Origin of the sequence: Colwellia sp. 12G3, from assembly GCF_002836775.1 — a bacterium.
Lineage (GTDB): Bacteria > Pseudomonadota > Gammaproteobacteria > Enterobacterales > Alteromonadaceae > Colwellia.
On record NZ_PJAQ01000066.1, the window covers coordinates 375,681 to 390,389 of the forward strand.

The 14,709-nt window shown below is 37.3% G+C and carries 14 protein-coding genes; 5 read left to right on the forward strand and 9 right to left on the reverse strand.

Translation table 11 applies throughout. The annotated features are described in order from the left end of the window. Positions 1–48: 48 nt before the first annotated feature. From CXF71_RS15965 to CXF71_RS15975, 3 genes are all read right to left on the reverse strand, one after another. Positions 49–1,233 carry a thiolase family protein gene (locus CXF71_RS15965; RefSeq protein ID WP_101233934.1) on the reverse strand — a complete coding sequence of 395 codons (1,185 nt, stop codon included), beginning with the start codon at positions 1,231–1,233 and terminating at the stop codon, positions 49–51. A 127-nt stretch (positions 1,234–1,360) separates the two neighbouring features. After that, a complete protein-coding gene (locus CXF71_RS15970; protein ID WP_101233935.1) occupies positions 1,361–2,158 on the reverse strand; it encodes a 3-hydroxybutyrate dehydrogenase in 798 nt (265 codons plus the stop codon). Between the two features lie 348 nt (positions 2,159–2,506). Beyond that, entirely contained in the window at positions 2,507–3,409 is a 903-nt protein-coding gene (locus CXF71_RS15975) for a LysR family transcriptional regulator (protein WP_101233936.1), read from the reverse strand. A 196-nt stretch (positions 3,410–3,605) separates the two neighbouring features. Here CXF71_RS15975 and CXF71_RS15980 point away from each other — a divergent pair, with 196 nt between their 5' ends. Together CXF71_RS15980 and CXF71_RS15985 are read left to right on the forward strand one after the other, a co-directional pair. Then, complete coding sequence (locus CXF71_RS15980; protein WP_101233937.1) at positions 3,606–4,313, forward strand: CoA transferase subunit A; 708 nt, start codon at positions 3,606–3,608, stop codon at positions 4,311–4,313. Positions 4,314–4,315: 2 nt separating this feature from the next. Then, positions 4,316–4,975, forward strand: coding sequence for a 3-oxoacid CoA-transferase subunit B (locus tag CXF71_RS15985; protein WP_101233938.1), 660 nt, complete (start codon positions 4,316–4,318; stop codon positions 4,973–4,975). A gap of 890 nt (positions 4,976–5,865) precedes the next feature. Here CXF71_RS15985 and CXF71_RS15990 read toward each other — a convergent pair. The 4 genes from CXF71_RS15990 to CXF71_RS16005 form a co-directional block, all read right to left on the reverse strand. Beyond that, positions 5,866–6,660 carry a hypothetical protein gene (locus tag CXF71_RS15990; protein WP_101233939.1) on the reverse strand — a complete coding sequence of 265 codons (795 nt, stop codon included), beginning with the start codon at positions 6,658–6,660 and terminating at the stop codon, positions 5,866–5,868. A 172-nt stretch (positions 6,661–6,832) separates the two neighbouring features. Beyond that, positions 6,833–7,255, reverse strand: coding sequence for a hypothetical protein (locus CXF71_RS15995; protein ID WP_101233940.1), 423 nt, complete (start codon positions 7,253–7,255; stop codon positions 6,833–6,835). A 311-nt stretch (positions 7,256–7,566) separates the two neighbouring features. After that, a complete protein-coding gene (locus CXF71_RS16000) occupies positions 7,567–8,139 on the reverse strand; it encodes a hypothetical protein (protein ID WP_157826779.1) in 573 nt (190 codons plus the stop codon). Between the two features lie 56 nt (positions 8,140–8,195). Next, positions 8,196–9,941, reverse strand: a complete 1,746-nt coding sequence (locus CXF71_RS16005; RefSeq protein WP_232771514.1) for a substrate-binding domain-containing protein — start codon at positions 9,939–9,941, stop codon at positions 8,196–8,198. Positions 9,942–10,223: 282 nt separating this feature from the next. On the opposite strand from CXF71_RS16005, the gene CXF71_RS16010 reads away from it, so the two are divergent. The 3 genes from CXF71_RS16010 (at position 10,224) to CXF71_RS16020 (ending at position 13,219) form a co-directional block, all read left to right on the forward strand. Beyond that, positions 10,224–10,790, forward strand: a complete 567-nt coding sequence (locus CXF71_RS16010) for a DUF4136 domain-containing protein (protein WP_101233942.1) — start codon at positions 10,224–10,226, stop codon at positions 10,788–10,790. A 128-nt stretch (positions 10,791–10,918) separates the two neighbouring features. After that, positions 10,919–11,422, forward strand: a complete 504-nt coding sequence (locus CXF71_RS16015) for a DUF3016 domain-containing protein (protein ID WP_101233943.1) — start codon at positions 10,919–10,921, stop codon at positions 11,420–11,422. A 132-nt stretch (positions 11,423–11,554) separates the two neighbouring features. Then, entirely contained in the window at positions 11,555–13,219 is a 1,665-nt protein-coding gene (locus tag CXF71_RS16020; protein ID WP_101233944.1) for a mechanosensitive ion channel family protein, read from the forward strand. Positions 13,220–13,265: 46 nt separating this feature from the next. On the opposite strand, the gene CXF71_RS16025 is transcribed toward CXF71_RS16020, so the two are convergent. After that, the gene (locus CXF71_RS16025; RefSeq protein WP_101233945.1) at positions 13,266–13,568 is read right to left on the reverse strand and encodes a hypothetical protein; all 303 of its coding nucleotides are present in this window, start codon (positions 13,566–13,568) and stop codon (positions 13,266–13,268) included. Positions 13,569–13,620: 52 nt separating this feature from the next. Continuing rightward, positions 13,621–14,661 (reverse strand): EF-P beta-lysylation protein EpmB, encoded by a 1,041-nt coding sequence (epmB, locus tag CXF71_RS16030; RefSeq protein ID WP_232771515.1) that lies wholly within the window; start codon positions 14,659–14,661, stop codon positions 13,621–13,623. Between the last annotated feature and the right edge of the window lie 48 nt (positions 14,662–14,709).

Consider the following 14,709-nt stretch of genomic DNA (forward strand, 5'->3'; position numbering starts at 1 on the left):
ATCTTTCTTTTAAGTTAGTTTGCTTAGATACGGTTTTATTCGTCATAATTAAAGTACCTCAATGGCAATTGCTACCGCTTCACCGCCACCAATACATAAACTGGCAACACCTTTCTTTAGTTTTCTATTTAGTAGGGCATGTAATAGTGTAGTGACAATTCTTGCGCCACTAGCGCCAAGCGGATGACCTAATGCACAAGCGCCACCGTTGACGTTGACTTTGTTTGGATCAATATCGAGACTGTTTATGGCTAACATGGTAACCATGGCAAAAGCTTCGTTAATTTCCCAAAGGTCCACTTCTTCCTTTTGCCACTGAGCTTTTGTTAATAAGGCGTTGATAGCGCCAATAGGTGCTAAGGTGAAGTCTTTAGGGGCTTGGGCATGGCTGGCATGTGCAATAATACGGGCAAGTGGTTTTAAACCCTTTTGTTTTGCTGATGATGCTTTCATCATCACTAATGCTGCTGCGCCATCTGAAATAGATGAAGCATTGGCTGCAGTAATGGTACCGCCTTTAGAAAAAGCAGAACGCAAGTTAGGTATTTTAGCTTTATTAACTAATGCTGGTGCTTCATCGGTAGTGACAATGGTATCACCACGCCGACTTGTCACCGTAAATGGGGATATTTCATTGTCAAAAGCACCCGATGTAATCGCTGCTGTTGCTTTGTTTAGTGAGCTGACGGCAAAACTATCCATGTCGGCTCTGGTTAATTTTTTTTCATCGGCAGTTATTTGTGCAAAGCAGCCCATGGCTATATTTTCATAAGCATCTTCGAGACCATCAGTCATCATGTGGTCATTGATGGCGCCGTGCCCCATTCGAAAGCCAGCTCTCGCATTAGCTAGCATGTAAGGTGCATTGCTCATGCTTTCCATACCGCCTGCGATAACAACATTCATAGAGCCGGCTTTAATAAGATCATGAGCAAACATCATAGCTTTTATGCCAGAGCCACATACTTTGTTTATGGTTGTTGCGCCTGTTTTTTGTGATAAACCTGCTTTTAATGCCGCTTGCCTTGCTGGCGCTTGACCTAGCCCGGCAGGTAAGACACAACCCATAATGACTTCATCTATATCGTCACTATCAAGGTTCGAGCTTGCCAGTGCACTTCTAATTGCAGAAGCACCTAAATCTGTTGCAGCAACACTGTTAAAGCAACCTTGAAAGCTGCCCAGGGGGGTACGCTGGGCAGCGACAATAACAATGTCATCTTCTGAGTTCATATGTTTTTCTCCTAAATTTATTGATGTTAGGTTATGTTGGCTGTTAAATGGCCGAGCGATAATTTATGTCATCAGGATGCTCATCTATAAATTAGCTACAGGTTAACTACTGATTACTTGAGGATTGTTACTGCGCCGTCCAAGCACCATCCATAGGTAGCGAAGAGCCAGTAATACTACGAGCGCTGTCACTGCAAAGAAATAATATGAATTCACCTATTTGGCGCGGATCCATCATTTCAGGTAAGGGTTGTTTTGCGGTAATAAGTTGGTATTTTGCTTGTTCAAAACTACTGTTATCTTTTTCCGAGATTTCTGAAATCTGGTCATTAATTAATGGTGTATCAACCCAACCTGGGCATATAGCGTTAGCAGTAATACCGTCCTCGGCACATTCAAGGGCAACAACTTTGGTCAAACCAACAATGCCATGTTTGGCGGCACAATAAGCAGCTTTGTTTTTAGAAGCAACTAGACCATGTACTGAAGCTATATTAATAATGCGGCCCCAAGCATTTCCTTTCATCCCTGCTAATGAATGCTGAATGGTGTGAAAAGCAGCTGTAAGGTTAATTGCTATGATGGCATTCCATTTACTTTCAGGAAAAGTGTCAACTGCTTGGGTGTGTTGAATACCAGCATTATTGATCAAGATATCAATTGTACCCATAGTTTTTAACGCTTTGGTCATGAAGGTACTAATGGCATCAGAGTCCATTAAATTTGCATTATCGAACAAGGTTTTTATTTGATACTTTTGCGCAAACTCTTGCGCGAGATTTTCACCTTCTTCATTATTCATTAAGCCGTGCAACACTAAATTAATGCCCTGTTCCGCTAGAACATGTGCACTTGCTAAACCAATACCGCTTGTGGAACCAGTGATAAGTGCTGTTTTACCTTTTAACGATTTATTTTCTAACATAGTGTTTCCTCAAAATATTTTTAAAAAGAGATCCGCACTTCCCTGTGCTGAAATTAAAGGGAAATAAGCGTATAAGACTTACATCCGAAGTCGATTGTTTGGTGTTTACCAAGCATCTTTATTACTTGCTAGGCAAAGTAACTTTTAATAAGGGTTTAACAGTGCCTAGTAATGCGATGTCATTACCTTAGCTGAATTGATGATGAGTTGATTTACTACCTTAGTGCCACTTCATGAGGGGGGGGAAAGTGACGTAGTTATTTAAAGACTTATTTAAAGAAAGTTTATTAATAAACCTTCTTTAATAAGTAGGTTATAGGCAAGGAAGAATAGTAGCGATAAGTTTTATTACTCTGTTTTTTCTTGAGGAGCTTTATGTTGGAGAATAGATAAAAACTCAGCCGCAGCATGTGAAAAAAGGTGTCGACGTTTGCTAATGATACCTACTCGTCGGCTAATAATAGGCTCGTTTAATTCACAATATTTAAGGTTTAATGCGGAAAGTTGCTGCTTATAGAGTGAGGGAATAGCACTAATGCCGAGATTATTTGCCACCATTTGTACAGCTGTTGCTAATTGATTGGACTCAAAAACAATGTTTAAGAAAACATTTTGTTTTGCTAGGGTTTCATCAAGTAATAAGCGAATACTTGATGGTCTTTGTAAGGTGATAAATGGATAGTTACTAAGGTCCTGCCATTGTATGTTTTTTACTTTTTCGAGCGGGTGACCTTTTGGAAAGGCAGCAATGAATTTATCTGTGAATAACGTTTCGAAGTTTAAATCGTCAGAGCTTCCAGGATCAAAGCTAATGGCAAACTCTACTTTACCTGCACGTACCATTTCTACCGCATCTTCTGCGATAACATCATGCACTTTTACTTTTATTGCTGGGTGTCGGCTGTTAAAAGTAACTAACTGTTTCGGCAGTAGTGTACTGGCAAAAGAGGGCATTGCAGCAAAGTTTAAATTGCCACGTTTGAGGGAAAAGGACTCATGTAGCTCAACGAGGGCATTATCAAAATCGCCAAGTAACCTTTTAGCTACCGGTAAAAATAGCGCCCCTTCAGGGGTTAAAGCTAAGGCTCTAGTAGATCTCGCAAAGAGTTGACCGCCAATAGTTTCTTCTAATTTTTTAATGGTAATACTTAAAGCCGGCTGAGAAATATGTAATAGCTCGCATGCTTCTGCAAAGCTTTTAACCTGTGCAATAGCTAGGAATGCCCTGATTTGTTTTATGGTGATATTCATCTATGCACTCCAGTTAAGTTAAAATTAATACACCGCTATTTATACACAGAAATCTAAAATTCGTAGCCAACTATTTATAATAAAAAGTTATCAATACTTAATATTAATCAATTTTACAAATCCGCACAATTGATTAAAACTGATAAACACTTAAAACTTACTAAGGACTTTTCACTAAAGTGAAAAGTAATAAGCGATGTCAGGATTTGATAAAGTTGTTCATAGTTATGAAGAAGCGATGTCTGGGTTAACGGATAATATGACTATTATTGCTGGTGGCTTTGGTCTTTGTGGTATTCCAGAGAATCTCATCAGTGAAATACAACGTAAAGGTACAAGAGGACTGACTTTAGTTTCTAATAACTGTGGTGTAGATGATTTTGGTTTGGGGCTTTTGTTACCTAATCGTCAAATTAAAAAAATCATTGCTTCTTATGTCGGTGAAAATGCAGAATTTGAAAGACAAATGATGTCAGGAGAGTTGAATGTTGAGCTAACACCTCAAGGTACACTGGCTGAAAAAATACGTGCTGGCGGTGCTGGTATTCCTGCCTTTTATACCGCCACTGGTGTAGGTACGCTGGTAGCAGAAGGTAAAGATGAACGTCAGTTTAAGGGGCGGGATTATATTTTAGAGGAGTCCATTACAGGTGACTTTGCCATTGTTAAAGCATGGAAAGCAGATCGTTATGGCAACCTTGTCTTTAGAAAAACAGCCCGTAACTTTAACCCTCTGGCGGCAACAGCCGGAAAAATTACTGTTGTTGAAGTCGAGGAAATTGTAGAGCCGGGTCAACTAGACCCTGATGAGATTCACACTCCGGGTATCTATGTTAATCGCTTAATTCAAAGTAGTTTTGAGAAACGTATAGAACAGCGCACTACGCGACTTTCAGGAGAGTAATCATGGCTTTATCAAGAGATCAAATCGCGCAGCGTGTGGCACAAGAATTACAAGATGGTTATTACGTTAACTTAGGGATAGGTATACCAACACTGGTTGCTAACTTTGTGCCTAAAGATATAGAAGTGATGTTGCAATCAGAAAATGGCTTGTTAGGGATGGGAGTTTTCCCTACAGAAGATGCTGTTGATGCTGATTTAATTAATGCCGGTAAACAAACCGTTACTATGGCAACAGGCGCATCAATCTTTGATTCAGCAGAGTCGTTTGCCATGATACGTGGCGGCCATGTTGATTTAACTGTGTTAGGAGCCTTTGAAGTTGATGTTAATGGCAATATTGCTTCGTATATGATCCCAGGAAAGCTCATTAAGGGCATGGGCGGCGCGATGGACTTAGTCGCGGGTGCTGACAATATTATCGTTACCATGACCCACGCATCTAAACATGGTGAGTCTAAATTACTCAGTAATTGCACTTTACCTTTAACTGGTAAAGGTTGTATCAAAAAAGTGTTAACAGATTTAGCTTTTATTGAAATTAAAGCGGGAAAATTTCATTTACTAGAGCGAGCGCCAGGCGTGTCGGTAGGAGAGATTATAAAGCTAACTCAGGGTGAACTTGTTGTTGAAGGTGATATTCCTGAAATGCAGTTTAGTTAAATTGTTTATCAGGCTTCAAAGATAAACGAGACATGCTATCAATAGTTAGCCTTAACGGGAACAATGATTTATTTTCAAGTGATAACATCAAGTTCAATATGCAATAACAGGTTAATATAATAACTCTAGTGCCTAGAAAAAATTTTCTAGGCACTTTTTTTAATTTGTTACTAGATTACAAACTTGTGTGTTCTAATTGTATTTTGAAGGACTAATTTAGTGATTAATCTAACATTAATAGGTTCAAAAATAGCATTGTTTTGGCGGTTAAAAGTTTCATATTCAATGGTTTAAAATTATTGGTGCACTCAAGTTAATATGTAGGTGTATTGTTAGTTTGTCCAAGTGAACCGAGGTTTCTAGGGGCCTTTTGGGGCATTAGCACCATAGATTAAACACTCTAATTTAATATAGTCTAGTTAAGCCCCAAGCTGATTTTCCATGTTATTTTTGATAAATAAAGCCCGTTATGGCTATTGAAACTTTAAAGGTTATATTGAATTTTTAGGAAACAATGCAGTAATTACAAAACATCAGTAGCTCAAGGGTATAATGCAGGGTACTTTAATTTACCGTTATTTATTTTTCTTTTAAATTAGCGTGTTACAGTGCTGTGGCGGCATGATGTGATTTTTATTACATAATCTCCTCACTTTAAAAAAAACCCGAATAGCAATATTCGGGCTTTTTTTTAGGCTATCAAATCACTTTAACATTGATGGTCTAATTCTCTAGACCATTACAAGTCTAACAATATATTATATTGATCCCCTGAAAATACTTACAAGAAACTAATGTGAATTGTAAGGCTGTAGGCGTAGCGATTGAAAAATCAGAACGAGTAATATCTATTACTGGTTCTAATAAAGCCGACTTCCCATCAGAGATAGTTAATGGTGACCTTCGGCTAAATAAACATGATGGACAGTCAGTGTGCCGTCGGATTCTGCTTCAACCCAAACTTCGTATTTATCAGCAGAAATCACTTTATGACCTAAACCAAATTCATTATTACCCTTAGCTTTGCCACATTTCTTAGGGCCACCTTTACAGCCATTACCACCTGAACCCGTGTCATCATCGTAGCTATTATAGCTATCAATATGGTTATACATGCTAGCTAATAGTTGATAGTCGTGCGAGTTCGGCCATTGACTGTTAACATCTTGTGAGTAATCCATACATGTTTTCTGACTAGAGCCATCTTCACTGGTATGTCCTAATCCAAAGACATGGCCAATTTCTTGGCACATCACGTGGTTTTTTTCGGCTTGTGTCCAGTATGAGTCATAACTGTCATTCATCTTGGCTGTACCTTGGCTAATATGACCATTTGAATCAAGGTTTATGGAAGCTAAGCCCAACCAGCCATTTTGTCCATAAGCGGCATTACATACCCGCATTTGTCCCGACACCATGGTACAGCGTTTTCGTGTTCTACTGCTGTCATCAGATGACGCTACGGTAAAGATGAAAGGACTTGATGATTGTGACCAAGCTCCTAGTGAATCATTGAGTTCCTGATCCCAATTTGGGGTAGTGCTATCGATAACTTTTAAATTAATAGTATTGCTTTTACTTGCCCAGTGATAATCGTTCCAAGTATGATTTGCAGAGACATTACCAGAAACGGCCAATATAGCTAAGGCAGCAGAAGAATATGTTACTTTTTTTAATAATTTCATAATGATTTAGTACTCAATTAAGTGAATGTGAATACTCGTCAACTGCTTACTTCTGGCGAGTTAACTAAACGATAGAACCTTTTGGCGAGAACATTAGCACTATTGCGACTAATTTTAGTACAAATCGGACAGTATGCTATGCAGATGCTTTATTAGCTAAAAAATTAGGTGATTACTTCGAGTTTGCTATTGTCTGTTTTATTGTTTGATACTCACTTTGATTAAATGAAATCACAAACCAGTTAGCATCTTTTTTGAAAAGGATAACTTTTTCTTTTAATTGAGCATCGCCTGAGCCGCATATACCGACAATCGGACGAACTTTATACTGTATTACGGCAGAATTTTTTAAATTATCTGTAACCCATACCGTAATTGTTTTTTGCTCTCCTCCAGACGTTATCACACTATTATCGCTAGACTCTTTTAACGCTAAAGATTGTTGGAAATCATCTAAGTGAATACCTGTGACATAACCAACAAAAATAACGTCGGCAGATTTCGTTCGTTCTTCAAGCGACATAACGATAGGAAAGCAGGCGAGCACATCAGCGAAAGGTAATATCAACATGAATAAGAGTAGTACTTTCAACATTACAATTTATATCCCTTGTGGCTGTTACTATTAACAACGAATGCTAAAAACTACTATTGCAACCGCTTATAAATATAATTAGAGGTTTTGTACATGTGTTACCATAGTTCAAAACAATACAAGCCAGGATAGCTTTTAATTTAAGTTGTAACTGATGTTCGCCTATAAAAAATTTTTAGCTATTTGTGACTGCTGAAATTCAGTATCCGAATATCCTCCTCAATAAAGTATTCCAACTTTTAAAGGAAACTTTGATCTTTTATATTTAATTATTCTTTTATTTGAATAAGACCTAACTAATAGACCTTATTTTAAGCTTGTTGAGAGGAAATTTTCGATAGGGTTGCTGTTGGCTTATCTAGTAACTTATTAAGGCGGTTCTTGATGGCATCTTGCTTATCTGTTGATACTTGAACAGCCTGAGCCAAGCGTTGTTTAATTTCAGTTAAACGAATAGGAGACACGTTACTCCTTTCTATAATTTTTGTTTTCTCAATATTATTTTTCTTCATATCTGCAGCAGGCAGTATGACTAAGTTTTGGTCCAAAATAATCTCTAAACAATTACTAAAATTATCCCTTACGATAATAGCCTCGCTTAAACAAAACGTATTGATTTTTTTTATAAGGTAATCTTTATTTAGTAATACTGCTTCACAGCGTAAACCCTGAATATTTTCATGTTCAAGGTTATCGTTACACTTACCTTCTTGAGGTAGTAAGGCCCCGTGAATTCGACGGTTGTCTAATAATTCAGTAGGACTTTGGTTAAGGAGTTTGATCGTCAACTTAAAATTATCACTAACCGCGTCAAACTCTTGAGTAGAATAGTTACTCAGTAATGTTAATAATTTTACTTGGCTAGATAATAAGTCAAACATCATATTCTTCCTTTAATAAACTGACGATCCAATAATAATCTTCTAATGTTGCAGAATTATTAAAGCAACCAAACTTCTACTCGTCGATTACGTTTGCGCCCATCATCGGTATTGTTATTTGCTATGGGCAATGCTTCACCCATGCCCTCAACGGCCAACACAGGGATTCCACGAGAGGTAAGTGCGAGTTCAACTGACTTGGCCCGTTTATAAGATAAGTCACTATTTTTTACTTGCGCGCCGATACTGTCTGAAAAACCCATAAGTACAATTCTACTGCTTTGGTGGTCTTCCATAAAATCAACGAGGCGCAGTAAATCACGTTTACCTTTGTTATCGAGATCTTTGGTTGCATAGTCAAATCTAAAGTTGAGTGAAAGACGTTTGGCGGTACTCGCATATTGTTGGTATTTTTTGGGAGCCTCAGGAAAAGGATAAACTTGTTCTAACTTTATATTTTGTGAAATGAGGCCCGCTTGTGAAACAACTTCTTGGCCTTGTGTTGAAAGCGCATATTGCGCAAAGTCTTTTACCAAGTTAGAAGCAGAAGTAGGCGTATAAAAATATAGGCGCCTTGAAAGTGCGTAATCTTCGGTACCTACGGTAAAGCGGGTAGGAAAAATCGCATTAGTATCTTTACTTTCAGAGATCGCAATTGCTTTATTATGTAGCACATAGTTTAAGCCAATAAAGCCAATGGCATCTTCATTTTGTGAGACTAATGTAGATAATTTAGAGCTTGATTCAAATCGTCTCGCTTGTTGAGATAATTGCTTACCATTTTTTTTCAGGACTAGGTTCTTAAAGGTATCCCAAGTACCCGAATGCTGGTCTCTGGCATACAGTTTTATAGGTAATGAAGCGCCACCAATTTGAGACCAGTTATTGATTTCACCTGAGAATATTTTAGCTAGTGTCATACTCGAAAGTTGTTTAACAGTATTATTCTGGTTAACAATAACAGCTAAGCCATCTAAGCCAATAATATGCTCGTTACCCAGTTTATTTAAATGACCGGCAGAAGTAACTAATTGCTTAACTTCACTGTCTTTTATTCTACGTGAAGACATGCCTATGTCGGCGGTCTTATTTCTTATCGCGGAAAATGCTGTACTAGAGCCATGTGATTTCAATTCAATGGCGTAATTTTTATCATCAATGCTGTAATGTAAAACTCGTTCTAGTGGCTTATCGCGAGTCCAAGTGAAGTTGTTAATGTTTTGCTGTTTTAAAAAACCTTCCAGTAATAAAGGTGCTAATTTTTCGCCAATAGTATTCGAGCCATGTAAGCGAAAAACTGTTTCACTTTCAGGTTTAGCTATTACTTTTAATGGCGCCTTTTTTGACTCAGAAGGTTGTAGGGTATTGTTAGCGAGTGAATTTTTAAGTTCATTACTCACGCTGGTATCTAAAGTCACTTTAGTTAAGCGTGTCTGTGAGGGCAAAGGTGAATTAATCGATTTAGTTGTGTTGCTATACCAAAAAAAAGTTGCAGCGACTATCAATACAGTTAACGTGAGTAATACCATTAAGGATCGCTTGCTTGAGTTATTCTCTTCAGTTTCTACACTCTTTGGTGGCTGCTCATTTATAGCAATTAACCAAGAAGTGATTTGGCTAATTTCTTGGTGGGCAAGTTGCGTTAATTCACTGATTACCAATTGACGGTAATCTTCTTCTAGCAGCATTTTTTCTGTGGATATTTCAATCTCAAATTCGTTTTGGGCAATACGAGATAATTCAGCCAGTTTTGTCATGAGGGGTTGGTTATTTGGTTGCCATGAGCCTGAAAAAACAGTTTCCATTGAGGCTATCTCCAAGGTTAAAAATATTTTCAGTAATATTAGACAGTAAATATTGCATTTTTATGACGATTGTTATTACTTTTTCATCATTGCTATATTAAATAAGTCTTTAATTTCAATCAGAAAAGAGAATTATTAGGAAAAACAGGTAAGATTTATACCAGATCAAATTGATGCATTTATATTACAAACTATTGCAGTTTTTAATTGAATGTATTTATATACTTAGTTACATAATTAGGTCAGTATTAAAGTGATAATACATATATCTAGGATTGAACAATGAACAAAAATATTAGTTTAGCCATCGCTCTTTTTAGCAGTTTATTTGTCAGCGCTTGTGTGACCGTACCACAAGAGACTCAAGTGAATAAAAATCAATTAGCCATATCAAGCGTTCGTGATATTCCTATTTCATATTCACAAGGTAGTCAGTTTTCTTTGGCGCCTAAATATGTAGCAGAAACATCTTTAAAGGCTGAGCAAACTCAAGCCATATACAAGCTTTATGCTGATGCCATCGTTGCTGACTTAAATAATCACGGTTTTAAAAATACAGCTGAGGTGAAAGATTCTGTTTTTTATGTTGGCTTTGGTATTGCTTTAGCGAGTGATTTATCGGATGAGACTATCAATGCAGAATTTGGTATTACGCCAGGATTACCGAGTAATAATGCGTTAAAAAAAGGTAGCTTCTTGATTTATATAGAAGATGCAAGCACAGGGAAAAAAGTATGGCGTGGTGCAGCACAAGGCTTTGCTCATGAAAATAATAGTGAAGAAGAAAGAGCGCAACGCACCGCTTCAATCGTTAGTCGTGTAATGTTCCAGTTTTACGTGACAAATTAGTACAAAAAAGTATCAAATTGATACTGTTTTCGTTGTCCTTTACTGATTTACTGACGTTATATACCAGTGCTACTTAAATATACATTTTTTAGCTGGCGCGGGTATTCATTTAATAAGAGGAATTACATATGAAACAATCTATTTATATAGTGACACTATTAATTTCAACGTTATTGCTGACACCTAGTGTATTTGCAGCAAGCAGTGAAGTGACTTGGACGGACTATAAAAGTTACCGAGATATCAATGAAGGGAACGAAGGACGTAAACAGTTTAGAGAACGAACCTTTAAGAGTATTGAAAAACACTTTGCCAAGCTTGCAGCAACCTTGCCAGCAGACCAAATATTAAAAATTGATGTCACTGATGTTGATTTAGCCGGTGATACACTTGCTGGCGGAATTAACCGTACTCGAATTATTAAACATATGTATTCTCCTCGAATGAACTTTTCGTACCAGTTGCTCGATGCTAATGGCACGGTAATGCAATCAGAGGATGTAGTCGTAAAAGATATGAGTTTTATGTCGGGTAGCAATTTAAAGTATCGAAATGAATCTTTAGGTTATGAAAAGAAAATGCTTGACGATTGGTTTGAAAAAACCTTTAAAGAATTGATTATTAGTAAGTAATTTTTAATTAGAATAAGCACAATTAAAGTCACCTTGGTGGCTTTTTTTGTGCCAATAAATTGTATTTTCCCTGTCTCATTTAAGTTATTATCTTTATTAATTTATTTTACGTTATAGCAAGGAACATACGCAATGACGCTCGTCCAACACTCTACTTCTTTTACCCGTTTCTCTGTTGCCCTAAGTATTATCTTTTCTTTAATGCTTATCAGCCCAAGTGTCTTTAGCGAACAATCATCTAAAAGTGGCGATGAAGTATCGATTAAAGACATGCTCGATAGACAAGAAGAGTCACAGCCAAATTCTGATAAATCTGATTATTCCGATGAGTATAAGGTTCCAAAAGATGATTTTGATCGTGGCCAACCCCGCAGTGCCATTGCCGGTTATTTACGTGCCATGCGCTCAGGTGATTTAGCCTTAGCGACTAACTATTTAGATTATCGCAACCTCTCAGAAAAAACGCTAAGTGTCGGTAAAGAAGAATTGGCAAGGCAATTAGGTGTAGTACTCAATCGTACGCTTTGGGTTGATCTTAATAGTATCAGTACCTTAAAAGAGGGCCGTAAAAATGATGATTTACCCTCGTATAGAGAGCTGATAGGGCAGGTTGATTACCAAGGTAATAATATAGATATTTTATTACAACGCATTCCTCGAGCTGAAGATAAAGTTAAAATTTGGAAAATATCAAATGCCACGGTTGAAAAAATTCCGCGTTTGTTCAAGCGTTATTCATATTCCCCTTTGGGAGAATTATTAGCTAAAAAATTACCAGCAGTAGACTTATTTGGTGTCATGCTTTGGCAATGGTTCTATTTCACCTTGATGATTACATTATATTATTTACTTGCCAAAGTACTCACTTGGGTCACCGCTTTTGGAATAAAACGGGCATATAAAAATGTATCAGAAGACGTTTTACGATTTATTAAAGAGCCTTTTGCTTTATTAATGGCAGTGATTTTCGCCCGCAACTTTCATGATGAAGCCAATGTTACTATTGCTCTTAAAGCAGTAACTGAAGGAAGTACCTTACTCATTATTGCTTGGTGTTGGGTGCTTTTTCGCTTTATTGATTTAATGAAAATACTATTAGCAGAGAAGTTTGTCGCTCAAGATAAACCTTTAGCTGTGTATTTGCTTAGACCTGCTGGCACAGTAATAAAGATCATTATATTTAGTGTTGCCGCGTTGAACTGGTTAGAAAATCTTGGTTTCAATGCCTCGACCTTATTAGCAGGTTTAGGTATTGGTGGTTTAGCCATTGCATTGGCCGCGCAGAAAACGGTAGAAAACATTATCGGTGCTATTACTTTATATACATCAGCCCCTATTAAAATAGGTAACTTTTGTCGTTTTGGTAACAGTTTAGGTGTAGTAGAAGAAATAGGTTTACGCGCAACGCGAATTCGTACGTTAGATAGAAGCGTTATCTATGTGGCTAATGCAAAATTTATTGATATGAATATCGAAAATTATTCAGAACGTGAAAAAATGGCCTTTAAGCCCAAGATATTCTTAGCGCCAAATACACCGAAAGAAAATCTGGATGCACTACTGATCGCAATTCGATCAATGCTTAGTGCTACTGATAGCCTTGGTGACGCGCCACTTCGTACTCATTTTAAAGCCTATACCATCTATGGTTTAGAGTTGGATATTTTAGCTTATGTTACAACGACAGATTTTGATGTCTATTTAGATGAAATCAATCAACTCAATCTGAATATTTTAGCGCTATTGAGCGAACACAACTGTAAAGTGCACGTTATGTCAGAGAGAGTTGTTGAATAGCTCAAGTTAAATTGAGCTGAGCAATTAGTCGATAGTTAACTATCGACTAATTATAACTTTGCTCAAAGTTAGCTAATACCGTGAAAAGTTGCTCTATCTTTTTAACTAATCCAATCAGCTGAGCTTGATCTTTACTCGCTTGCCATTTCAACAGGTCATTGGCAACTTCTTCAACGTATGGCTGAAAGGTATCAGCTGAACTTGAAAATGCCGAATCAGCAGTAAAAACAGCTTTAAAGCTGGCTTTTTGTTTTTCACGTAAATCAGCTAAAGTGGCATCAGCTGTTAATGATTTTTTTAAAATAACTGAAATATTTTCAATAAGTTGTTGTTCAATAGCTTTAGTCATAATATGTATTACTTTGGTTCTTACTATTAATAATAGGGTTTTATTTTGGCAATTATGCCAGATTGATTGGTGTTTTGTTAGCTTGTCCGGCAATTTCTCGTACCAATTTAGGCATTAAAAATCCTGGTAAGCTCGCTAACATGTCTTTAAAGATAGCGACTGCATCAGCCTCGCTAACGTCGAAATGGGCTGCGCCTTGTACTGCATCGAAAAGATGTAAGTAGTAGGGCTGAATACCGGCATCAAACAATGACTCACTTAAGTTAATTAAAACGTCAGCATCATCATTTATGCCTCGTAACAATACACTTTGATTAAACAATGGAATACGGGCTGCTCGGAGTGGCTCAAGTGCCTCGATTAACTCATCATTAATTTCATTAGGGTGATTGATATGCAAAACCATAGTGGCTTTTAAACGAGAGTTCTTTAAAAGTTCCACCAGTTTTACTGTGATCCTATTGGGTATTACCACAGGTAAACGGCTATGAATACGCAAACGTGACACATGGGGGATTTTCTCTATCTGTTCAATTAACCATGCTAGATGGTCATCATTTGCCATTAAAGGATCGCCACCACTAAAAATAACCTCACTTATTTCATCATGAGCCGCAATATAGTCAAGGGCACTTTGCCAACGCTGTTTATTAGGGCTGTTATCTTGGTAAGGAAAATGGCGGCGAAAGCAATAGCGACAATTAATGGCGCAAGCAGATTTTACTATCATCAATACTCGATTTTTGTATTTATGTAGTAAACCTTCAGCAACCGTATCATGCTCATTTAATGGATCGGCAGAATATCCATCGGCTAGTGAAAATTCACTAGCGAGTGGCATCACTTGCTTAAGCAGAGGATCGTCAAAATCACCTTTTTTCATACGTTTAATAAATGAAAGTGGTACGCGAACGGGAAATAATTTACGGGCCTTGAAATGCTGTAAATAGGCATCAGGGGTAATATTAAGTCGTCTTAATAGTTCTTCTGGTTCAGTAACAACGTCACGTAAATCTTTTTGCCATGATTTTTCATCACAAAGATGCAAATCATGATCAATTTGGGTTATTATCTGCGGCAATTCTAATTTCAATTGAACATCTCTTGCTAGCTACTTCAACCATTATAACGGTTATAGCTT